The sequence below is a fragment of the Pseudotabrizicola alkalilacus genome, assembly GCF_003443995.1.
Taxonomy (GTDB): domain Bacteria; phylum Pseudomonadota; class Alphaproteobacteria; order Rhodobacterales; family Rhodobacteraceae; genus Pseudotabrizicola; species Pseudotabrizicola alkalilacus.
Window position 1 is genome coordinate 216222 of sequence record NZ_QWEY01000008.1, and the last position, 20967, is coordinate 237188.

General features: G+C 61.6%; 21 protein-coding genes. 10 read left to right on the forward strand and 11 right to left on the reverse strand.

Features of this window, described 5'->3' with window-relative positions:
- The 3 genes from D1012_RS15185 to D1012_RS15195 are packed head-to-tail and all read right to left on the reverse strand — an operon-like array spanning position 1 to position 2848.
- Positions 1-489 carry a MarR family winged helix-turn-helix transcriptional regulator gene (locus D1012_RS15185; RefSeq protein WP_118153962.1) on the reverse strand — a complete coding sequence of 163 codons (489 nt, stop codon included), beginning with the start codon at positions 487-489 and terminating at the stop codon, positions 1-3.
- Positions 486-2051: a phytoene desaturase family protein gene (locus D1012_RS15190; RefSeq protein WP_118153965.1), complete on the reverse strand. Its 1566-nt coding sequence runs from the start codon at positions 2049-2051 to the stop codon at positions 486-488. Before D1012_RS15190 ends, D1012_RS15185 begins: the two co-directional genes overlap by 4 nt.
- Positions 2052-2056: 5 nt before the next feature.
- Entirely contained in the window at positions 2057-2848 is a 792-nt protein-coding gene (locus tag D1012_RS15195) for a cyclase family protein (protein ID WP_118154105.1), read from the reverse strand.
- 141 nt (positions 2849-2989) lie between these two features.
- Between D1012_RS15195 and D1012_RS15200 the strand changes: the two genes are divergently transcribed.
- From D1012_RS15200 to D1012_RS15225, 6 genes are all read left to right on the forward strand, one after another.
- A complete protein-coding gene (locus D1012_RS15200; protein WP_118153968.1) occupies positions 2990-4558 on the forward strand; it encodes a phytoene desaturase family protein in 1569 nt (522 codons plus the stop codon).
- 47 nt (positions 4559-4605) lie between these two features.
- On the forward strand, positions 4606-6129 hold the full coding sequence (locus D1012_RS15205) for an ABC transporter substrate-binding protein (RefSeq protein ID WP_118153971.1): 1524 nt from the start codon (positions 4606-4608) through the stop codon (positions 6127-6129).
- A gap of 128 nt (positions 6130-6257) precedes the next feature.
- Positions 6258-7268 (forward strand): ABC transporter permease, encoded by a 1011-nt coding sequence (locus D1012_RS15210; RefSeq protein ID WP_118153974.1) that lies wholly within the window; start codon positions 6258-6260, stop codon positions 7266-7268.
- Positions 7261-8127, forward strand: coding sequence for an ABC transporter permease (locus D1012_RS15215; RefSeq protein ID WP_118153977.1), 867 nt, complete (start codon positions 7261-7263; stop codon positions 8125-8127). The genes D1012_RS15210 and D1012_RS15215 overlap by 8 nt, the downstream gene beginning before the upstream one ends.
- Complete coding sequence (locus D1012_RS15220) at positions 8124-8993, forward strand: ABC transporter ATP-binding protein (protein WP_118153980.1); 870 nt, start codon at positions 8124-8126, stop codon at positions 8991-8993. The genes D1012_RS15215 and D1012_RS15220 overlap by 4 nt, the downstream gene beginning before the upstream one ends.
- A complete protein-coding gene (locus D1012_RS15225; protein ID WP_118153983.1) occupies positions 8986-9786 on the forward strand; it encodes an ATP-binding cassette domain-containing protein in 801 nt (266 codons plus the stop codon). The genes D1012_RS15220 and D1012_RS15225 overlap by 8 nt, the downstream gene beginning before the upstream one ends.
- On the opposite strand, the gene D1012_RS15230 is transcribed toward D1012_RS15225, so the two are convergent.
- On the reverse strand, positions 9771-10232 hold the full coding sequence (locus D1012_RS15230; RefSeq protein ID WP_118153986.1) for an acyl-CoA thioesterase: 462 nt from the start codon (positions 10230-10232) through the stop codon (positions 9771-9773). The two genes, D1012_RS15225 and D1012_RS15230, sit on opposite strands and share 16 nt — an antisense overlap.
- Positions 10233-10489: 257 nt before the next feature.
- Between D1012_RS15230 and D1012_RS15235 the strand changes: the two genes are divergently transcribed.
- Both D1012_RS15235 and D1012_RS15240 read left to right on the forward strand, forming a co-directional pair.
- A complete protein-coding gene (locus D1012_RS15235; RefSeq protein WP_233517139.1) occupies positions 10490-10930 on the forward strand; it encodes a host attachment protein in 441 nt (146 codons plus the stop codon).
- A 103-nt stretch (positions 10931-11033) separates the two neighbouring features.
- Positions 11034-11387, forward strand: a complete 354-nt coding sequence (locus tag D1012_RS15240; protein ID WP_158569362.1) for a phasin family protein — start codon at positions 11034-11036, stop codon at positions 11385-11387.
- Positions 11388-11567: 180 nt separating this feature from the next.
- Here D1012_RS15240 and D1012_RS15245 read toward each other — a convergent pair whose 3' ends face one another.
- Entirely contained in the window at positions 11568-12308 is a 741-nt protein-coding gene (locus D1012_RS15245; protein ID WP_147335710.1) for a Crp/Fnr family transcriptional regulator, read from the reverse strand.
- Positions 12309-12653: 345 nt separating this feature from the next.
- Here D1012_RS15245 and D1012_RS15250 point away from each other — a divergent pair, with 345 nt between their 5' ends.
- A complete protein-coding gene (locus tag D1012_RS15250; RefSeq protein ID WP_158569363.1) occupies positions 12654-13409 on the forward strand; it encodes a Crp/Fnr family transcriptional regulator in 756 nt (251 codons plus the stop codon).
- Positions 13410-13761: 352 nt separating this feature from the next.
- The gene (locus D1012_RS15255; protein WP_118153998.1) at positions 13762-14271 is read left to right on the forward strand and encodes a putative pterin-binding protein; all 510 of its coding nucleotides are present in this window, start codon (positions 13762-13764) and stop codon (positions 14269-14271) included.
- A gap of 258 nt (positions 14272-14529) precedes the next feature.
- Here the strand turns inward: D1012_RS15255 and D1012_RS15260 are convergent, their stop codons facing one another.
- The 6 genes from D1012_RS15260 to D1012_RS15280 all read right to left on the reverse strand — a co-directional run bounded on the left by D1012_RS15260 (position 14530) and on the right by D1012_RS15280 (position 20856).
- Positions 14530-14736, reverse strand: coding sequence for a hypothetical protein (locus D1012_RS15260; RefSeq protein WP_158569364.1), 207 nt, complete (start codon positions 14734-14736; stop codon positions 14530-14532).
- 113 nt (positions 14737-14849) lie between these two features.
- A complete protein-coding gene (locus D1012_RS15265) occupies positions 14850-15314 on the reverse strand; it encodes an AAA family ATPase (RefSeq protein WP_233517140.1) in 465 nt (154 codons plus the stop codon).
- Positions 15200-15796, reverse strand: a complete 597-nt coding sequence (locus D1012_RS22700) for a hypothetical protein (protein ID WP_158569366.1) — start codon at positions 15794-15796, stop codon at positions 15200-15202. Before D1012_RS22700 ends, D1012_RS15265 begins: the two co-directional genes overlap by 115 nt.
- A 949-nt stretch (positions 15797-16745) precedes the next feature.
- Entirely contained in the window at positions 16746-18248 is a 1503-nt protein-coding gene (locus D1012_RS15270) for a TniQ family protein (protein WP_118154007.1), read from the reverse strand.
- The gene (locus tag D1012_RS15275) at positions 18248-19231 is read right to left on the reverse strand and encodes a TniB family NTP-binding protein (RefSeq protein WP_158569367.1); all 984 of its coding nucleotides are present in this window, start codon (positions 19229-19231) and stop codon (positions 18248-18250) included. Before D1012_RS15275 ends, D1012_RS15270 begins: the two co-directional genes overlap by 1 nt.
- A gap of 5 nt (positions 19232-19236) precedes the next feature.
- Complete coding sequence (locus D1012_RS15280) at positions 19237-20856, reverse strand: TnsB C-terminal domain-containing protein (protein ID WP_118154013.1); 1620 nt, start codon at positions 20854-20856, stop codon at positions 19237-19239.
- Positions 20857-20967: the final 111 nt, after the last annotated feature.

The following is a 20967-nucleotide window of genomic DNA, read 5'->3' on the forward strand; positions in this document are numbered from 1 at the left end:
TCAGATCTCGTGCTTTCGGATATTGGTCAACATTTTCTGCAACGTACCGACAAAGGCGCGCTGCTCTTCGGCAGAAACACCGCGGAACATGCGGGCGTGGGCTTCGGACATGTGCGGCCACAATGTCTCGAACGCGGCCCGCCCGGCCTCGGTGATAAAGATGCGCGTGGCCCGGCTGTCCACCGCATCGGTTTCCCGCCGGATCAGCCCCTCGGTCGCCAACTGGTCCAGCGCACGCGACAAGGTGGATTGCTCAACGACCGAATACACGGCCAGTTCGCGGATCAGCGGCCCCTCGATCACCGAAAGCACCGCCAGTGCTCGCATCTTGGGTGTGGTCAGACCAAGCCCCACCATCTCATCCCGCAGGCTGGCATTATAGCGCCCCATGATCCGGTTCATCAGGTAGGGCGCAAAGTTGGTCAGCCCGATTTCCCCCAGCCGGAGCGGGGTTTCCAAAGCTGGCACAGGCGGCAACTGATCGCTCATGCTCCCAGCCTTTTCGCCGCCAGATAGCCAGACCCGCCCCCAAGTCCGGGGCCGGGATGGGTGGACGCGCCGATATGGATCAGCCCGCGCACCAGACCGGTGCCATTGGTCGAATGGGCGTAGGGACGGAAGATGAAGAACTGGTCGATACTGCAAAGCCCGCCATAAGGATCGCCGCCGACAAGGTTGATGTTCATTGCCTGAAGGTCGGCGGGGGAGCAGGCGTGCCGCGCCAGCTTGATGCTGTCAAAATCGCGGATATGGCGTTTCAGGATGCCTTCGATCCGGTCGGCAAAGGCTTCACGCACAGCTTCGGACCAACCCCCGTCCGTCTCGATCTCTCCGCCCGCGTCGCCCTTGACCACGCGCGGCGCATCCGGGATCTGCAGCCACAAGATCGCCTTGCCCTCCGGGCAGCGCGACGCGTCAAGCCGGTGCGGCTGGCCGACGCAGATCGTCGGCACCGCAGGCAGCAGGCCGCGCTCAGCCTCGTTGGCGGATTTCGAGACTGAATCGATCCCGTCCGCCAGATGGATCAGTGCCACGTCTTCCAGCCCCGGCGCCCCCCATTCCGGGCAACGGTCCAGCGCATAGTGCAGCTGAAAATTCGCCCGGCCATGACGGAAGGATTTCGCCGCCGCCTGATCTTCCGGCAGGTTCACCCCCCGCAGAAGCCGATCCTGCAATTGCCCCGGCGCGACCGAGGCAAGGACAGATCCGCAAGCGATCTCTTCCCCACCCGCCAGTGCGACGCCCCGCACCCGGCCCCGCTCTGCCAGAATGCGGTCAACATCCGCGTTGCAGCGGATTTCGCCGCCCTTTTCTTCGATCAGTGCCCGAAAGGCCGCGACCGCGCGGGCCGAGCCGCCCTTGGCGACGGGTGCCCCCGCCGCCTCCAGCGCAAAGGCGATCACCTTGCCCATCTGGCCCGAACAGGTACTTTCCGGCGTCAAACCGCAATGCAGCACCCATGGCGCGTACAGCGCCCGAACCAGCGGGCTTTGATACCCGGTTTCCAGCCACCCCCGCGCCGGAACCAGTGCGGTGCCGAACCATGCGGCCAGCCCCCGCAAGCCGCGTTTGCGGATCTGCCCCCAGAGCAGCCGGGCCGTCGGCCAGGACCACAGCGATCCGCCCAGAAGTGAAAAGAGAAAGGGTGCATCAGCCTCAACCCCGCCGACATCGCGGGCATGGGCGTCACCGTCGCCCGCCGCCAGCGCGTTGAACGCGGCGATGTTGCTTGCCCGGTCCGTTGTCAGAACCAGCGCACTGCCATCCGGACGCACAACCGCTGTCGGATGGGCCGTGTGGCAGGTGTCGAACCCGTGCCGGGCAAGGTGGGGACCAAGCGCGGCCCCCGCCGGTGAGGTCAGGAACAGAACCCAGGTTGCGGCCATCACGTCATGGTGGAAGCCCGGCAGCGTGATGTCTTCGGTTCGCAGACAACCGCCCGCCACCGCCTCACGCTCCAGCAACAGCACGCGGTCGCCTTTCAGCGCCAGCAGCGCCCCGGCGACCAGCGCGTTGATGCCGCTGCCGATGATGATGTGATCGGGCCGCATCCCCGTCAGCCCTTCGGCACCAGCGCCAGCGCCCGGATCGGACTGCCGGTCCCCTGCTTGATCTTCAGCGGCGCAGCAATCAGGATCGCCCCCTTGGCCGGCAGCTTCGACAGGTTGGCAAGCGAGGCCAGACCAAAGCAATTGTTCTTGTGCAACAGGTTATGCGCCGGGAACGGTGGCGTCATGCCGCCTGCCTGCCCCGCATCGGTGCCGATGCACTGGCTGCCCCAGCCGACAATGCCCTTGTCCAGAAGGTACTGGATCACTTCGGCAGTTGGACCCGGAGTATGTGGCCCGGTCTCGTCGGCATTCAGGAACAACCCTTCATCATGCGCGCGGCTGTCCCAGTCAGACCGCAGCACGACCCATTCGCCCGCGTTGATCGCGCCGTGTTCAGCCTCCCAGGTCTTAACATGGTCGATGGTCAGCAGAAAATCGGGGTTCGCCGCACATTCCGCACTGAAGTCCAGCACATTGACCGGCGCCACCAGCCGCTGCACGTCCAGCGTATCGGTAAAGCCATCGGCATAATCCTTGCCGGTGATCCAGTGATGCGGCGCGTCAAAGTGGGTGCCGCTGTGTTCGCCCAGCTCCAGCCAGTTCCACGCCCAGAACGGGCCGTCGGAGTCATATTCGCTGATGCGGTGAATCTTGATCGGCGGGGTATCCCTGGCAAAATCCGGCGGCAATTTCAGCAACGGAGTCTCGGGGCCAAGCACGCCCGTGCAATCCACCACTTCGACACCACCCGAGGCGAGCATGCCCGCCAATGAACTCAAGACGCTTGCAGAAGTCATCTCATTCTCCCTGTTGGCCGGACCACCCGGCACGGACCCGCGCGCCGGTTGATCCGGCGACCTTCGAATCATGCTAGACAGATTTAAATGCATTTGCAAATATCACTGCGACAATCTGTCAAGTCGCGGGTCGGGGGACACATGGCCGGGGAGTTCGACGCAGTCCTGATCGGGGCGGGCCACAACACTTTGGCCGCCGCCCTTCACCTTGCGGCGAAAGGCTGGCGCGTGGCGGTGTTCGAACAGGCGGCGGTGGCGGGCGGCGCGGTCAAGACCGGCGAATACACCCTGCCCGGCTTTCGCCATGACTGGGCGGCAATGAACCTGTCCTTGTTTGCGGGAAGCCCGTTTTTCAAGGTGTATGGCGCCGAACTGACCCGACACGGCTGCGCCTTTGTGCCGGTGAACCGGCCCTTTGCATCGTCCTTTTCCGATGGCAGCTGGGCGGGCGTCTCCACCGACATGACTGAAACGCTGGCCGCCATCGGCGCGATTTCGGCGCAGGATGCGGCGACATGGGAAACCCTCGCCGCTGGCTTTCAGGCCGAAGCGCCGCATCTGTTCGGCCTGCTCGGGTCAGAGATGAAACTGCGTGCGCTTGCATCTTTCCTGTTTAGGACACTGCGGGCAAAGGGCCTTGGCGGGACGCTGGACATGGGGCGCTTTCTGGTGGCTTCGCCCCGCGCCTGGCTGGAGGAAACCTTTGCCCATCCCCACATCCGCGCGCTGCTGGGGGCCTGGGGGATGCATCTGGATTTTGCCCCCGATGTCGCGGGCGGCGCGATATTTCCCTATCTCGAAGGGATGGCAGGCCAGGCCTTTGGCATGGTGATCGGGCAAGGCGGGGCCGACACGGTGACCCGCGCCCTTGTGGCCGCGATCGAGGCCCGCGGGGGCGTTGTAGAGACATCAACGCCCGTCGCGCGGATTGTGCATGACCGGGGCCGCGCAAGCGGGGTGGAACTGGCCGATGGCCGTCACATCACCGCCCGTCGCACGGTGATTGCCGGGGTTGCGCCGGGGGCCCTGCCCCGCCTGACCGGCGGCACGACGCCCGCCTTTGACCGCGCGATGGGCGGCTACCGCCATGCGCCCGGCACCATGATGATTCATCTGGCGATGGACGCGCTGCCCGACTGGAAGGCGGGGCCGGCGCTGCAACGCCAAGCCTATGTCCATATCGCCCCCAGCCTTGACCAGATGGCGCGCACCTACCAGCAGGCATTGGCCGGCTTGTTGCCCGACGAGCCGATCCTCGTCGTGGGTCAGCCCACGGTCTATGACCCCAGCCGTGCGCCCGACGGAAAGCATGTGCTTTGGGTGCAGATCCGCATGGCCCCCGGAACCATTACAGGCGACGCCGGGGGCGAGATCACGGCGACCGACTGGGCCGATGCAGCCACGCCCTTTGCCGAACGGGCGCTGGCGATTCTGGAGGCCCATGCGCCGGGAACCCGGTCCAGGATCCTTGCACGCCACATCGTGACGCCGCTGGACCTGGAGGCTGACAATCCAAATCTGGTGGGCGGCGATCAGGTCTGCGGCAGCCACCATCTGTCGCAGCACTTTCTGTTTCGTCCCGCCCGCGGCCATGCCGACGGCAGCACACCCATCGCCAATCTGCATCTGACCGGGGCCGCCGTCTGGCCCGGCGGTGGCACCGGAGCGGGATCGGGCTTTCTGCTTGCCCGAAAACTTGCCGGAAACTGAACCGGGCACTGAACAATGACCAAGAAACACCAACAGGGAAGACAACCATGAACCTAGACCGCCGCAGCCTTCTGAAGCTTTCTGCAGCCACCGTGGCGGCAGGCACCATCGGTTTGCCCAGCTTTGCGCAGGCCATTGACGAGCTGGTGATCGCCTATAACGTCAACCTGCCCTCGTGGGATCCGACCGTCGGCCCCAGCGCGGTGAACCCGACAATCCAGGGCCTCTACCAATCGGTCTTTGACCAGTACATCCTGCAACAGCCCGACCTGAGCCCTGCCCCCGGCCTGTTGACCGAATGGGGCTGGAATGACGACAAGACCCAGATCTGGATGACCGTGCGTGAGGGGGTGACCTGGCACGACGGGTCGCCCTTTACCGCCGAGGACGTGGCCTGGAACCTTGCCCGTGTGGCGAACCCGGACACCGGCAGCCCGATCCAGTTCGTCTGGGGCACGCTGGCCAATCACCGGGTCGAGGGGAACAAGGTCATCGCCGATGTGACACAGTTCGATCCGACCATCTTCAAATGGATGTATTTTCTGACCGGTTACGTCCTGCCCAAGGCCTATTACGAAAAGGTCGGCGCCGAGGGGTTCGAGGCCGCACCCATCGGCACCGGCCCCTATATGGTCGAGAAATTCGAACGCAACGCCTTTGTCCGATTGAAGGCCAATGCCGGCTATTGGGGTGGCAAGCCCGATTTCGACACCGTGACGATCAAGTTCGTTCCCGACGCCGCCGCCCGCGTGGCCGAGGTGGAATCGGGCAACAGCCATGTGACGCTGGAAATGCCCTATGAGGAATATGACCGTCTGCGCGGTGGGGCATTGGCTGGGGTTGCGGCACCGATCTCGGACATCGGGATGATCTTTCTCAACGATATCGAGGTGATGACCGACCCCAATGTCCGCATGGCTGCCGCCTTTGCCATCAACAAACAGGCGATCATCGACCGTCTGCTTTCGGGCTACGGCGTCAGGATCGACACCCTTCAGACGCCGGAATATGTGGCCTATGACGCCAGCATCACCGTGCCTTATGACGAGGCCAAGGCGATCGAACTGCTGGCCGCCAGCGGCTACGGCCCCGACAACCCGGTCAAGTTCAAGATCCAGACCACAAAGGGCTTCAAGCCCAAGGATTACGAAATGGTGCAAGCCATCGTCGGGCTGTGGCGCAAGGTCGGAATCGAGGCCGAGATCGAGGTCTACGAAATTGCCAAGCATTACGAATTGCGCGCCGCCGACCAGCTTGCCCCCGCCGCCTTTTACAACTGGGGCAACTCGGTGGGCGATCCGACCACCTCGACCGGCTTTGCAATGTTCGGTCCCTCGCCGCATTCGGTCTGGGACGGCGAGGATCTGATCAACATGATCGGCCCGTTGTGGGGCGAGAAGGATGAGGCAAAGCGGATTGAGGGCTGGAAGGCAGTAGACCGGCATATTGCCGAAAACGCGCTGGTGATCCCGCTGCTGCAATATGTTCAGCCGATCCTGCACGCACCGGGTGTCGTGGTGACTCCGCACGCCTCGGGGTCGCTTTTGCCGCATCTGATGAAACGCGCCTGACGCAGCACCGTTGCGAGGGGCCGGGCGGGACATTCCCCACCGGCCCCGGCAGCCGAGTTCGGACAGATGAAATCAGGGGGCAGACGCCTCCGTACCCGCGCCGTGGCGCGTGGAGGACACAAGGGCTGATGGCATTTCTTCGCATAATTCTTCTGCGCGTGCTGACCACGCTTGTTACCCTGGCGGGCGTTGCGGTCATCGTATTCTTCGTGATCCGCGTCGTTCCCGGCAACCCTATCGCCATGATGCTGCCCCCTGGCGCGACCGAGGATGATATCGCCCGGCTGTCTGCGCTTTACGGCCTGGACAAGCCAATGGTCACACAGTTCGGCATCTGGCTTGCCGGGGTGATGCAGGGGGATTTCGGCACCTCGATCACCACGCGCCAGCCAGTGCTGGGTCTGGTACTTGGGCGGCTGCCTGCGACGCTGGAACTGTCGATCATGGCGCTGGTGATGGCGGTGATCCTGGGCGGATCTGCCGCCCTGATCGGCACGCGCGGGCGCGGCACCCGCACAGAAGGCGCCATTGACGTGGCCAATGGCATGGCGCTGTCCGTACCGGATTTTCTTTGGGGATTGGTCCTGATGCTGGTTTTCGGGGTGCTGCTGCCGGTCTTTCATATCTCGGGCCGGGTGACGCCATCACTGGACCTGCCCTTCACCACCGGATTTTACCTGTTTGAAAGCCTGATCCGGCTGCGGTTCGATCTTTGGGCTGATCTGGTGGCGCATATGTTCATGCCCGCGCTGGCGCTGGCGATTCCGCTGGCTGCGATCATCGGCCAGTTGCTGAAGCAAAGTCTGAAGGAAACCATGAACCTTGATTATGTCACCCTTGCGCGCACAAAGGGTTATGGCGAAACGCATGTGATCCTGCGCGAGGCGCTGCGCAACGCCGCCCTGCCCACATTGACGCTGGTTGGCGTGCAGTTCACCTTTCTGATCGGCGGCACCGTGATCATCGAGCGGCTGTTTTCCTATGAAGGACTTGGCAACATGGCCATCGACGCGGTGATCAACCGCGACCTTCCGCTGATTCAGGGCATCGTGATCCTGTTTGCGGTGATCTTCACGGCCGTAAACCTGATCGTCGATCTGCTTTATGCCGTGCTGAACCCAAGGTTGCGCCATGCTTGACGCCAAAGGACTGGATGGGCGGTCACTGGTCCGCCGCCGCGCCGGGCTGCGGCTGTGGCTGTCAGCGCTCTGGCTTGGGATGCTTTGCCTTGCGGCGCTGCTTGCGCCTTGGGTCGCGCCGCACGATCCCTTGTCCCAAGACCTGTTCCTGGGCCGGCTGCCACCGTTCTGGGTCGCGGGGGCAGAGCCGGGCTACTGGCTGGGCACGGACAGTCTTGGCCGCGATGTCCTGTCGCGCCTCCTCTACGGTGCGCGTGTTGCCCTGCTGGTGGCAGTGCTGGCGGGCAGTATCACCTGCCTGATCGGGGCCACGCTGGGCCTTTTGGCTGGTTTCCTGCGCGGCTGGGTGGATATGGTGATCTCGCGCCTGATCGACATCTGGATGGCGTTTCCGCCGGTGCTGTTTTCCATCCTGCTGATCGCCGTGCTTGGCCCCAGCCTGACCTCGATCATCATCGCCATCGTGGTCATCGACTGGACGCGCTTTGCCCGTGTCGTGCGGGCCGAGGCGATGGTGCAGGGCACGATGGATTACGTCGCCTCGGCGCGGGTGGCGGGACGCGGGCGGATCGGCACAATGCTGCGGGAAATCCTGCCCAATGTCCTGCCGACCATCGTGGTCCTTCTGACGCTGGAGATGGGAATCGCGGTCATTGTCGAGGCGATCCTCAGCTTTGTGAACCTGTCCATCGCAACCGATGATCCCACCTGGGGCGGGATGATCTCCGAAGGCCGCATCTCGATTCATCAGGCCTGGTGGGTGCTGGTTTTCCCGCTGATTGCCCTGTTCCTGACAGTCCTTGCCTTCAGCCAGTTGGGCGAAGGGCTGAAAGACCGCTTTGATCCGGTGCTGAGATGAGCTTTCTGTCCATCCGTAACCTATCCGTCCGACTGAAGAACGGTCCGCCCCTGCTCCGGCGTGTGTCGCTGGACGTGGCGGCGGGCGAGGTGCGGGGGCTGGTCGGCGAAAGCGGGGCCGGCAAGTCGATGATCGGCAAGGCGGTGCTGGGCATCCTGCCGCCCTCGGTCCAGATCACCGAGGGCGAGATCCTGCTGGACGGGACCGACCTGCTGCGCCTGTCGCCAAGGGAAAGCCGGCGCCGCATTGGGGCCAGTTGCGCCCTGATCCCGCAAGACCCGCTGACCGCGCTGAACCCCAGCCACCGGATCGGGCCGCAGATCACCAACCGGCTGGTTGATATTCTGGGCTGGACCCGCGCCGCAGCCGATGCCCGCGCCATTGACTTGCTGGCCGAGGTGCAGATTTCTGACCCCGCACGGGTGCTGCGGTCTTACCCGCATGAGCTTTCGGGCGGCATGCGCCAGCGCATCCTGATCGCTTCGGCCTTTGCGGCCGAGCCAAAGCTGATCGTGGCGGATGAACCGACCACCGCGCTGGATGTCACGGTGCAAAAACAGATCCTGCGGCTGATTGCCGGGATGCAGGCCCGCCACGGCACGGCGCTACTGTTTGTCACCCATGATCTTGGCGTCGTGTCAAAGGTCTGCCAGAAGCTGTCGGTTCTCTATTCCGGGCTGGTCCTCGAAGACAGCACTGTGACCGACTTTTTCACGGCCCCCCGCCACGCCTATTCCGCCGCTCTGCTGGCCGCGACGCCAAAGTACACCGATCCGGACGCCGGGCTGCAGCCGGTGCCGGATGCGGTGATCGGCGCGGTTCGGGCCGAGGTGGACAGTTTTGACAGAAAGGCTGCGCATGGCTGATCTTTACACCGTCACCGACCTGCATCTGACGCTGGCTGACATGACGGCAAAGCCGCTGTTCGGCCCCGCCCCACGCATCGAGATCCTGAAAGGACTGACCTTTACCATTCCCAAAGGGGCAGTGGTGGGCATTGTCGGCGGCTCCGGCTCTGGCAAATCCACGCTGGGCCGCGCGCTGGTCAGGCTCCTGGAGCCATCGGGTGGGGCAATCCATTTCGCGGGAACCGACATCACCCACTTGCCGGATTTTGCGCTGCGCCCGCTACGGCGGCGGTTCCAGATGATCTTTCAGGATCCCATGTCATCACTGAACCCGCGCCACCGGGTCGGCACGATCATCGCCGAACCCCTCCGGCTGCACGGGCTGGATGCCATCCCCGAACGCATCACCCGCGCGCTGGATCATGTCGGCCTGCCGCAGCAATTCGCCAGTCGCTACCCGCATGAGCTGTCCGGCGGTCAACGTCAGCGGGTCGGCATCGCCCGCGCGATTGCGCTGGAGCCGGATTTCATTCTGGCAGATGAGATCGTGTCTGGTCTTGACGTCTCGTCGCAGGCGCAGGTGCTGAACCTGTTGGAGCGGCTGGTGGCCGATCTTGGCCTGACGCTGGCCTTTATCAGCCATGATCTGTCGGTGATCCGCCGCTTGTGCCAGCGGACCATCGTGTTGCATCAGGGCCGGATCGTCGAAGATTGCCCCACATCCGACCTGTTTGCCAATCCGCAGGCCGCCTACACGAGGGAATTGCTTGAGGCGATCCCCCTTCCAGACCCGGCTCAGGTCTGGGGATAAGGGCCGCCGACGGGCCGCCGCTCTGGCGCATCGGGGGCGGCCATCAGGCTTTCCAGCTTCGCCTTCACGTCATCCGGCCAGGGCATCGAGGTGTGGCTGTCCAGCCAGCTTGCGGCCAGAACCTGTGTCACAGACCAGCGGTGCTGGTCGCCACAATGGATCGTGTGCTTCAGCCCGACCGAGGATTTCCCGACCTTTGTCACCGTCAGCCGAAAGGTCAGCTTGTCGCCAAAAAAGGATGGCCTGGAAAAATCGCACGACAAATGCACCGTCGGCGTGCCCCAGCGTTCCTTCCAGATGATCTCGTGCCAGGGCCAGCCAATATGGGCCCAGAATTCCTCAACCACCCCGTTCAGGATGTTCAGGTAAGCCGGGTAATAGGCCGTGCCGGAAATGTCGCAATCGCCAAAACGCAGCATTCGGTCGGTCGTAAAGCAAACGGTCATCCTGTCCTCCTCATGGTTCGCCCCAGCCTTGCCGGATTTGCCACAAGGTCAAGGGTGCGGGCACGCAGACCGGAATTACACACGCCAACGAGATGGCGGGGCACCAAGCTACGGGTATTTTTTCGCTCAGTGCAGGGTGGCGGTTTCTTGACAACGATCAATGCGCGAAGGTTTCGCCCTTTGCTATGGTCAAGGATGGAAAACCAAAATCGGAGCGCTGTGGACTCATGGCTAAAACGATTTCAAAGATATGGGCATTGGTCCTGAACGGGGCCCGCTGCCGCATCCTGCGCGGGGTTTCCGGCAAGGGGGAGGATACGCCTGCGGAACTGGTTCTGCGATCCGAATCCCGCAACCTGCGCGACATCATGTCGGACAAGCCGGGGCGGTCGTTCATGCCTGCCGCCGGTGGTCGCCGGTCGGCGATGGAATATGGCAGTGATCCTCTGGCCGAAGACCAGCGAGAGTTCATCCGCCAGATCATCGCCCTTCTGGAAAGCCACCGCCGCGCGGGTGACTTCGACAAGCTGGCGGTCTTTGCCGAACACGACATGCTTGGGCATCTGCGCCAGATGATGCCCCCGACACTGGCGGATCTGGTGATCCGCGAAGTGCCGAAGAATCTGGTACAGCTTTCGGCGCAAGATTTGGCAGAGGCGGTTGCGCGCGGATTGCAGGATGGTTCCGGCATGTCCTGACCGACTGTCGGCGGGTTGCCTGTTGCAATGACGCGTCGCGATGCCAAATTACATGAAGATCGGGCACATGCTCCGATCACAATTCCACAGGGAGGAGATTGCAATGCCCGCAAACAAGGCAAAAGCCCAAGACCCCACCGCGCCTGTCACGCAAAAACTGGCCGTACCGGACCTTCCCACAGCCGTTGGCACCATGGCCGTTCAGGCATGGGTGGAGATGGGTGCCGAAGCGGTCCGGTTCGTCCAAGACCGGCTGCAACAGGATATCAAGACACAGCAGGCAATGCTGGCCTGCACCAGTCTGGAAGAGATGCGGCAAATCCAGTCCGAGTTCTTTTCTGCCGCGCAGGAACAGTACGCGGCCGAAGCGGTCAAGATGCTGGACCTGATGGGCAAAGCGGCGTCTGGAATGACGGCCTCGACATCAGCGCGGCGCTACGATGATGTGCCGCTGTAGGAGCGACAGGGCGGTGGCTGCGCGGGCCGCGCAATCGCGCGGAACCGGGTTCCGGAACGCGCGCTCGATCCCTGACCGTTCCCCGGTCAAAGCCGATGCCTGCACTGTCTGCTCTCAATTGCAGGGTCGATCCGAGATGGGCCGCGGCGCAGTTTCCGGCCTTTGCACAGTTTGGCGGGGCTAGCCGTCCTGAAGCGTCAGATCATCGCCAGAGGCGGCGATCAGCGCCTGCTCGTCGATAATCCTGAAGTGGTGGGGATCGACGATCCGCAGAACACCCATGTCTTCAAGCTCATGGAAAGCCCGGCTCAGCGTCTCTGGCCGCGCGCCCAGATACTGCGCCAGATCCTTGCGCGACAACGGGACATGCACCACCGCATGATCGCCCGTTCGCTTGAACCTGGTGCGCCGCTGCAGGATGCTCAGGAACGAGGCGACGCGGTTCACCGCCCTGCGTCCGCTGATCAAGAGCAGCCATTCGCGTGCAGCATCGACCTCATCCAGCAGGTGTACCAGAAACAAGCGTTCCGCTTCCGGGTTGTCCCGCAGAACCTGCTCGAAGAATGCCCGCGGGAAGGACAGGATCCGCGCTGCCGACAAGGCCTCGATCCGGTAATTCGACGGGCCATCGAACAAGCGCCCGTAGATGTCCGTCGGAACCAGCAGCCCGACGATGTGCTTCTTGCCATCCTCAAGAACCTGAACCATGGCAAGCGTTCCATCCAGCACATAGCCGACATCCTCGGACCGCGCCCCGCGTTCAATCAGCGTGTCCCCCACAGCCACGTCATGCAACGTCGCTTGCGATAGAAGCCGTTCCGTCACATCTGGGTGAAGCGCGTCCAGCAGTTTTTCCAACAAGCCATTGCCATGGCTGACCGCGGCCTTTAGCGCGCGCGCTGTCGTCATTTGCTCAGGCATGTCCTGGACCCCGCTTTTCCGGGCAAAGCGCGGATCTGAAAAACGCACCACCGGCTCAACTCCACTTTTCACCCTAGCCAGCCTTTGGCCCGCTGTCGTTGACAACGATCAATGTCCGCTCGCCCGGACAATGCCATCTTTTCATGCGTGAGGCGGGTGATTCGCTGTGGGGGTGATCGTTTGGGCGATCGTCAGTCAGACCACCAAAGCGGCACCGCCCAAAACCCGGATGACTCGGGCAGACGTTGGGGAAAGAGGATGGCACAGCTACTCAAGGAACCGTGCGAGGTGACCAACCGGACCCTTGTTCAACCCGGCAACCTCGCCTGCCGAAAGATCAATGGCATGCGATGCGGACTCCGGCTTGGCAAGGCGATGATCTGCGGCGATGCAAGACACCGCGAAGACCGGGCCGTTGACAGTGAGGTGATATCTGGCGGGGAAAGCAGTCACGATGTCTGGTTCATCAGATCGGGCATCCTGCGCCTGCAACGCCATGCCTATGACGGGCGTCGCCAGATCCTGTCGCTGTTCTTTCCCGGCGAGATCGTCGGATTTGACGGAGAGTTCCGCGAAGGGGTTTCTGTCCAGGCGGCCACGCAAAGCGGCCTGTGCCGCATCAACCGCCGCTGGTTCGACAGGATGGTGGATCAGAATGACGACTTGCGGGCCGAACTCTTCCGCCAGAAACAGGATCAGCTTGACCGCCTGCATTGGCTGACGTGGTCGCTTGGCGCATTGGGACCAGAGGAACGGCTCTGCGCCTTTCTCGCGCTGTCCACCAGATTCATGCCCTATCAGCCGCTTCCCGATGGCACCGGGGTTCTGTCGGTCTACCTGGCAAGAAAGGACATCGCCGATTTGCTGGGAACCACGGTCGAATCGATCAGCAGGATCGTTCACAAACTGTCCGAGGCCGGCATCATCGAGATCAGGGATCCGGCGCATTTCAGACTTCTCGACATATCCCGGCTGATCGCCATTGGAAACATCGACGGACTCTTCGAAAGAATGACCACCGGCATTGCCAGACGAAGCGGCCAGCTTGCCAGTCTGGCCCCAACAGAGGCTGAGGTTTCCGCTTGCTTCTGCGGTCGCTGACCGGGTGCGCCGATATGGTCAGCGTCACCAGAAACCGGCTTTCAGAAAGAACTGGAACAGGACCGGAAAGAGCGGAATCGAGGCAAAGCGGGATCATCTGATCCGGCCTGCTCTGCATTCGGATGCAGCCCTGATCACCCTTCTGACGATGACATGACGGCTTTTGCAACCAAGGCACAGATCTAGAGGCTGCCCCGAGCGACGTCTTGTGCTAAAATCCCCGGACCGGATGTGCCGTTGTCCGGTGGATACCCATGCCCGCCATCAGGACAGGCATTCACATATTGATATGTTTTATCCGCTATAAGCGATGTTCTAAAGGCATGCTGACAAAGAATTTCCGGGAGTTCTGATGGATTGTCTCAAGCGATCAACCGTACTGGCCCTTGCCAGCTTTTCCCTGCTGACAGTCCTGCCTGGCGGCACAACCTCAGCGCGGTCTGACACGCCGGGGGCGGTGCTTCTGACCGTTCATGGTCCCAGCGGCGCACAGGACCTGAACCTTGCAGATCTGGATTCGTTTGATCAACACAGCTTCACCACCTCGACGATCTGGACCACCGGACTGATGGAGTTTTCCGGTCCGGCCCTGACGGATGTGGTGGCCTCCGCCGGATCTGGCACCGGCGGACTGCGCTTGCGGGCCGCCAATGATTATTCGATCACGCTGAACCCGTCGATGCTGGAGCCGCGTGCCCCCATCATCGCCACCCGCATCAATGGCCAGACCTTCACCTTGCGCGAACGCGGCCCGCTGTGGCTGGTGTTTCCCTATGACGCCCATGCGCGGTTCCGCACCGAGCAGATCTTTGCCGCCAGCATCTGGCAACTGACCGACATCGACGCCGCTTCCGCGCCCTGACGGCCAGGCCGCTTTGCCCTGCAAACAGGCGTTGCTGTAAGTTGGACCATAGTTGCTGCCAAAGCGCCAATTTTCTCCAATGAAATCAATGGCGAAATTTGTCTTGGGTGCAAAGGTTTTTGCCACTCGGGGCAAAGGTTTGACAGGCGCCCAGAGAATGCGAAAAACTATTTCGTTTACGCAAGGGAATCGGGGTTCTGGCCAGAGCAAATCCCTCGCAAAAGGCGGCATTGCAGTAGCGAAGATGCACCGTTGAATTCACTGCCAGCGCGGACGTGCTTCCAGCACCGACGCATGATCGAGACGCCGTGTCACTGTGCGTAAATTCGGGACCATCCCCTGCTTGATCGCGGATGCCAGCGCGTGCTTCACCGCATCGATCGAAATCTCCTGCAGCCCGCGCCGCCGCCCCTCCCGGTCTGCGAACGCCTGCAACTGCGCCAATGTCAGATTTTGGAGACGCACCACTTGGCACCGGCTGATCAGCGGGTCAGCGGGTCAGCGGGTCAGCGGGTCAGCGGGTCAGCGGGTCAGCGGGTCAGCGGGTCAGCGGGTCAGCGGGTCAGCGGGTCAGCGGGTCAGCGGGTCAGCGGGTCAGGGAGAACGTTCATATCGTTTGACGTCAACACCCAGTCGATCCAGCTCATGTCGAAAGGCAGGCGCAAAGCAGGGCAATTCCAGGACGCTGCGCTGGATTTTTCCAGAAACGGCAAAAGCGCCTCGGCAAGCCCAAATGACGCATCCTTTGACGATCTGGCGGTGGCCGCTTTGTCGATCTCGTCGATGACGAAGATCGGATTTGCCCCCTGGGTTCTCATGATCAGATCAAGCGGTCGGCCGATTATGCTGCCACTCCATCCTTTCTGAAGTCCTGTGATTCCGAAAGATGCCTGCTCGCCCGTCGCATCCAAGACCATACCTTCCACGCCTAGCAGCCGTGCAAGAGCGCGGGCCCAACTCGATTTCCCGATTCCTGGCGGACCATCAAGCAGCAAGGGCTCAAGGCGGAAGCCGATCTCTCCCGCCAAGGCCGACCGACGCATCGCATTCCAAACGATGGTCGCGGCTTCCGCCTCCGATCTGCGCCGGGCCCGGATGAAGCTGCGGATGTTGGATTCCAGTAGCCGGCCCCCCATCTTTCGTAGAGTTTGGCCAGTTGCCGCCCGCGGATCACGGCCAGATAGGACGGGAAGGCGGTGTCGTCGCCCGACGCGATCAGGGCCGGCAGCGCACCGCCGAAATCGCGGTCGAACCGCACCACGATCTTTTCACGCGCGCCTGAAGTCTCGATCCGGTGGAAACGGGTCAGATCCCAGATGTTGTAGGTGACGGGGATCTCGGGGATCGCTCCGGCCAGAACCGCGTCGATCCGGGCGCTGTAGATGGCGTTGGTCACGAGGATGAGCTTGACCTTTGTGACCGACTTCCATGCCGATGCGATCATCTGCGCCGTGCCGGCGGCAGGCATTTTCGGGTGAAGCCCGTCCCGGAATGTCCGGCGCAGGGAAGCGGCCACTAAATTCATCACATGGCTGAATAGACGTTACGCATCCGCGGCATTGATCGTCGGTGGCGCGTCCTGATCGAACATCTCGAATATGATGACGCTCAGCACGCCGTCCGCAATTCGCTGTAGCGCGACACGGCCGAACCAACTGCGAGCCAAAACCGCCGGTGGGTAACCACGGTTTCCCGACAGACGCTCTCTCCGCACCGAACAGTCCATCATGCGCTCAGTTGCTGGATCTTGCGCTTCAAGCCAGTGAAATCATGGGTCTGTTAATCCGATGCATCATTTTTGGCATCAGAAGCCGCGCGATGGTAACTTTTATGGTCGTTTTACAATTCTCCACCCGCAAGCCCGACCGTTTCCATCCCGGTATCCCAGTAAGTGCGATCCAACCAGGAGAGATGGTTTCCCTGATGACTTGAGGAATTGATCGCCGACCGCCCGTCCATGAGTAGGCGTTAGCGGGCCTACGACAGCAATGACGGACTTCAGCTATCAGTGTGCGCCAGATCCCGGCAAGCTGCCTAGTCGAGGCACGGCACCAACGAGTATCAAGGATTTAATCAAATTTGCGCCCGTTCTCGGGCCAGACCGTGGTCAGCCGGATCCAACTTTCGCACGCGGCACGCCTGCTTGGCCAAGCATTCAACTGCTGCCAAAGTGCGAGCCTGCTTCCGAAGGTAGCCCCCGCGAAATCAACGACTTACAAAACCTTTGCCCCGAACCTGCTAAACTTTACCCTAAACGGCAGCAACTATGCCCCGATTTACAAAGATTGTAAGTCGGGGCATAGTTACTGCCAAAGGCGCAATATTATCCAATAAAATCAATACCGCAATTTGTCTTGGGTGCAAAGGTTTTTGCTACTCGGGGCAAAGGTTTGACAGGCGCCCAGGGAATGCAAAAAAGGGTCCGCAATTGCGGACCCTGTGCGAAGGTCGAATCTTTCAGGGAGGGTAGTGGGCTACGGACTGCCCCCGTCGCCGGTTGCCTTTTGCCGAAAGCCCACGACGTCCGGCACCAGGACTCGGATTGCGTCCAGCCGGGGATCCGGACGCGCCCGCAATGCTGCAATCTTTCCTGACAGCACTGCTGAGATCAACTCGGCCGTTGTCCCACCATGACGTTGGCACGCTTCACTGACCGACAGTGACTGCTCGCGCTGCTCATCATTCACAAGTGGCAGTGCGCCGATCCGGGCGAGTAAATCATCCAGAACGCGCCTTGCGAAAATCACACCGCGGACCGCACCGGGAGCATCTGCCGGGATGACGGCAGGCAAGATGCCGGCGCCATAAAGGGCCAGTGTTTGGTTCTGGGTGCCGCCAATGTATTCCGGGACCTTGGCCAAGGGGATCGCATCCTCGTAATCCGTTACCAGTTGCTCCACATCCTTGACCGGAAAAACAAGGCGTCCACTTTCGGCGTCTGTTGCTCCTTCTGGCACCAGGCCCAGCTTCTGCATCAGCCGCGACATGCGGCGTCGATCGACCTTCAGGGTAAGAGCGAGGCTTTTCACGGAGTGAAGGCGCCGTTCTGTCACCACCTCGCCAAGCAGCCTTTCGCCCTGCATATATGCATCGTGATCCAGGATGTGCTCACGAAGAATCTTGCGGATCGGCCCCGGAGCAATGAGCTGCGAACGGCGGTCGATCCAGTCGTAGAGCACTCCATACATCGCCAAGGGGCCTGCCTGAACGGCGGTGGCGAGGGCTTTCTTCCTGATATCGTCCAGCCCCGCTTTGACCGCGTCCGGACCCTGTTCATAGATGCGAAAACCGGTTTCAAGGGCCGCGCTCAGCTCAAGGCGTGTCAGTTTCCCCGGGCGGATATCCTGACCATGCTCAAGGACCATGCCGAGATGTTCCGATGCATTCAGCACCTGTTCGATGCTTTGGTCATCAAGCCAGGTTCCGGAGGGTGCCGAATTTAGCCGATTATGCAACCATGCGACATGCCGACCAATATTGACTGTGAGGCTCGACATTTCAGCAAGTTCGCGGCCTCCGGCCTGATCTACGGCATCCTCAATGTTCTCCGTCCCCTCGTGGGAAACTTCCACAAGGGTCGATGAGTGCTTTGGGCAGATCATAATTGACCCAAAACACCACGCGAGTCGGTGCCGCCACGCTGTGGGCGGGCCATCTTCTTGCAAGCAGTGCGGGCAGAACTGTCGAACACGCGATGCCAGACCCGCACGGGAGAAGTCTTCCCCACGGAACACATTGTGACGGGATAGCGCCCGAACCGTGCCTGCCAACAGAGCTTCCGGATCCTCCCCCACCGCCGCCGCGAATGTCGCAATCTCCTCGGTGTGACCGGCCGCGAAGCGTGAGGGCTTCAACCCGCAATCTGCAAGCAAGCGACCAGCAGGCTGCCCGGTGTGCAGCATGGAGAGGCGGGTTGCATAAGACTGCACCGTTTCCGCCGGATCATAGGGCATATGAGGAGTAAGCATCTTGATCATCACCCGCGGTGTTCGAGAAGTTTGCGAAGATCCGGCCAGACGCCAGGGTCAAACGGGGTTGGCTCGCCATCCATACCGCCCTGCAAACGCCAGGTTCGCCATGCGTCATCAAGCGTCACCGCAGATCTGCCATTGACCAAGGCCCGGCGGATCGTTGCCTTCGCGAAGGCGATGGATCGGCCCAGACCTGCCTTCTGCGAAAAAACAACGCGTTCGGCAAAGAACGGATCGTCGGGTGGCAAGAGGTCAAGCTTGTTGCAACAAACCTCGATGAACCGCTTCAGGCGTTGCATATCGGCCCCACCGACCAGAACACGCTGCAGGCGCTGGCGCAAACGGTAGCGCCGGAAGGTCTCCGGGTCAGACGCAATGCGTTCTTCCAGCAGCGGCACGCCGGACAGGATTACGGCGACTGCGCCATCCCCCTGCAGCAGGTTCTTCAACGCCTGAAGAGCCCCCGCGCTGTCGCGCCCTGTCCCGCCCCGCAGCAGGTGGTGCCCTTCATCGATCCAAAGGAGTGCTACGCCGAGCATCTTGAGGCGATGACGGGCGATCGGCCATGCTTCGTGTGCCTTTGTGCGTTCGGACAGCCGCGTGTAACCGGTCTTGACGAGGATATCAGACGCAAGGCTCTTGATGGTTGCCTCTGGTGCGACGGTGATGTGGATGTAATTTCCCGAGGCCCCATTCGTCATCAATTCCAGGGACGGCACAGCCGACAGGTTGCGCTCGATCATGACCGACTTCCCGTCGCCGGACTCGCCGATCACCTGCATGCCGAGCGTCTCCCCGTTCAGGGGGTCTCGCACGGCGAGCGGCAATAGGCTGCCATCGGCGCCGATTTTCAGGATTTCACGAAGGAACTCCTGAAAATCGTCGTCGCGGGCGTTCCTCAGATATCGTGCTGTCAGCCAGTCCCTGCGACCCTTCAGGTCATGGGCGGCAGGCGGGTCTGCAACGGTAGGAGTGGTGATTTCAATCATTGGCATCATTCCATCAAGTCATCATTGTCCTCGGCGGAGGTCGCCGTGGCAGATTGGGAAGCGGGCGCTGGGAGTGTCAGGGTAGGCGGAGAGTCAGCGGTGTTGTCGGCACGCGACAGGTCAATGATCCCGTCGAAGAGGTCGACATGCTCCGGCGCGTCGAAGGCACGCTCGGCCGTCGACATGAACCGCAGGAAATCCGCCTCGTAGTGGTCGTAAGTCTTGTCGGTCACGATTGTCGGAAGGATACCCCGAAGCGCCTTGCTCCGATACGCCGCCGCATCGAGTTCAGCCAGGGCACGGGCCTTGACGGCATCCGAACGATCCCGTTCTCCCGCCAAACTGTGCCGAAGCATCATCAGGTCATCGAAAGATTTCCCAATCCACATAGGGTCAGCGGCGGTGACATTTATCCATCGGTCTGGCGCGACCTTGACCGAAATTGTCCCGATATCGTGGGGCCACCATGCGACCTCCAAAGATTTTGGCCGATTTGGCGGAGCCAGGAAAATTCGCGCCAGTTCATCCGTTTGATAGCGGATGTGCATCATGGTGATGCCTGACGGCCCCAGCGTGCGATGACGACGGATGCCAAAGACCCGCCGCATTTCTTCCCGGGAAACACCTTGCAGCTGCGAAACCGCCTGTGATTGCGCCCAGACTTCCGCAGGCGTGCGACGCAGCAGCCCCGCGTGTTCGGTGTTGTGGTAGATGTCGAGGATCCAACGCACGAGCCATTGCAGGAATTCATCGAGTGTCAGAAATGCGCGAGCGGCTGCATCATTCTCTCCCCGCTGGACAACATTGCTGAACGTGCGGCCCGAAAACCGCTGTGCAAAGCCAGAGTGGACCGTCTTGAAGAGGCGCTCAATAAAGGGCCTAAGCCACGGCTTTTTGGCAGGTGCCCCCAGATTGGTGATGCCAAGATCTGCCAAGAGATCATAGGTTTCGTCCGTGATATAGTTCGGCCCCCGATCCAGAACGATCATTTCCGGCCGGCCATGCATGTGCCAACGCTCATGTGCGCCGACCGCGTCTGCGATCGGCGCTTTGTCCAGGAAGATCATTTCCACTGTATCGCGAAGTAGAGACTTCGTATCACCGGCAGAAATCTTCATGCCGACAATGCAGCGTGTGTGAACATCGATAGCAGCGGACATTGTAACGCGCCTGGCTGTGCCATCGAGGCCAAGCATCTCGCGTTCCCCAGGACGGAGCCAATCCCACACCCCGACAGCGTTCAGGAAGACCATGAGATCAAAAGTGTAGTCATCAATTTCTACGCGCGCGAGCGCGCGGTTTGCTTCGACACCTACGCCCAAGCCATGCATGTCGCGATAGGCGACAGACAGACCGCGGGTCCGAATGGCATGATCAATCGGTGCGAGCGCATCGATGGTGGCATGAATGTAGTCGTAGCCGGGCGTGTTCAGTGGCTGCCCGGGCGGATTCATTCGGGCAGCGTTTTCATTATGCACTTTGAAGACAGCATGCACGCTGGACAGAATTGACGTGATGGAGCAGCGTTCCTCGTCCAGACGCCGATTGATGACTGAACGGACAAGAACCCGCTCGGCGTCGGTGTAACGGCAGGCACGGTTGCCTGAGCTAGGCTCTGGACCCATTAATTTTCTTGCGGGTCGGACAACTCACTGATTCACTTGCGGCACCACAGGGGGTGCTGCCATGAGCGAGATGATCCTGCTTTCCGAAGCCCAGATGGCGCGGATATCGCC

Coding starts and splice junctions, on each gene's coding strand:
- D1012_RS15185 (WP_118153962.1), bottom strand. CDS start 489: ATGAGCGATCAGTTGCCGCCTGTGCCAGCTTTGGAAACCCCGCTCCGG.
- D1012_RS15190 (WP_118153965.1), bottom strand. CDS start 2,051: ATGCGGCCCGATCACATCATCATCGGCAGCGGCATCAACGCGCTGGTC.
- D1012_RS15195 (WP_118154105.1), bottom strand. CDS start 2,848: ATGACTTCTGCAAGCGTCTTGAGTTCATTGGCGGGCATGCTCGCCTCG.
- D1012_RS15200 (WP_118153968.1), top strand. CDS start 2,990: ATGGCCGGGGAGTTCGACGCAGTCCTGATCGGGGCGGGCCACAACACT.
- D1012_RS15205 (WP_118153971.1), top strand. CDS start 4,606: ATGAACCTAGACCGCCGCAGCCTTCTGAAGCTTTCTGCAGCCACCGTG.
- D1012_RS15210 (WP_118153974.1), top strand. CDS start 6,258: ATGGCATTTCTTCGCATAATTCTTCTGCGCGTGCTGACCACGCTTGTT.
- D1012_RS15215 (WP_118153977.1), top strand. CDS start 7,261: ATGCTTGACGCCAAAGGACTGGATGGGCGGTCACTGGTCCGCCGCCGC.
- D1012_RS15220 (WP_118153980.1), top strand. CDS start 8,124: ATGAGCTTTCTGTCCATCCGTAACCTATCCGTCCGACTGAAGAACGGT.
- D1012_RS15225 (WP_118153983.1), top strand. CDS start 8,986: ATGGCTGATCTTTACACCGTCACCGACCTGCATCTGACGCTGGCTGAC.
- D1012_RS15230 (WP_118153986.1), bottom strand. CDS start 10,232: ATGACCGTTTGCTTTACGACCGACCGAATGCTGCGTTTTGGCGATTGC.
- D1012_RS15240 (WP_158569362.1), top strand. CDS start 11,034: ATGCCCGCAAACAAGGCAAAAGCCCAAGACCCCACCGCGCCTGTCACG.
- D1012_RS15245 (WP_147335710.1), bottom strand. CDS start 12,308: ATGCCTGAGCAAATGACGACAGCGCGCGCGCTAAAGGCCGCGGTCAGC.
- D1012_RS15250 (WP_158569363.1), top strand. CDS start 12,654: ATGCGATGCGGACTCCGGCTTGGCAAGGCGATGATCTGCGGCGATGCA.
- D1012_RS15255 (WP_118153998.1), top strand. CDS start 13,762: ATGGATTGTCTCAAGCGATCAACCGTACTGGCCCTTGCCAGCTTTTCC.
- D1012_RS15265 (WP_233517140.1), bottom strand. CDS start 15,314: ATGCGTCGGTCGGCCTTGGCGGGAGAGATCGGCTTCCGCCTTGAGCCC.
- D1012_RS22700 (WP_158569366.1), bottom strand. CDS start 15,796: ATGAATTTAGTGGCCGCTTCCCTGCGCCGGACATTCCGGGACGGGCTT.
- D1012_RS15270 (WP_118154007.1), bottom strand. CDS start 18,248: ATGATCAAGATGCTTACTCCTCATATGCCCTATGATCCGGCGGAAACG.
- D1012_RS15275 (WP_158569367.1), bottom strand. CDS start 19,231: ATGATTGAAATCACCACTCCTACCGTTGCAGACCCGCCTGCCGCCCAT.
- D1012_RS15280 (WP_118154013.1), bottom strand. CDS start 20,856: ATGGGTCCAGAGCCTAGCTCAGGCAACCGTGCCTGCCGTTACACCGAC.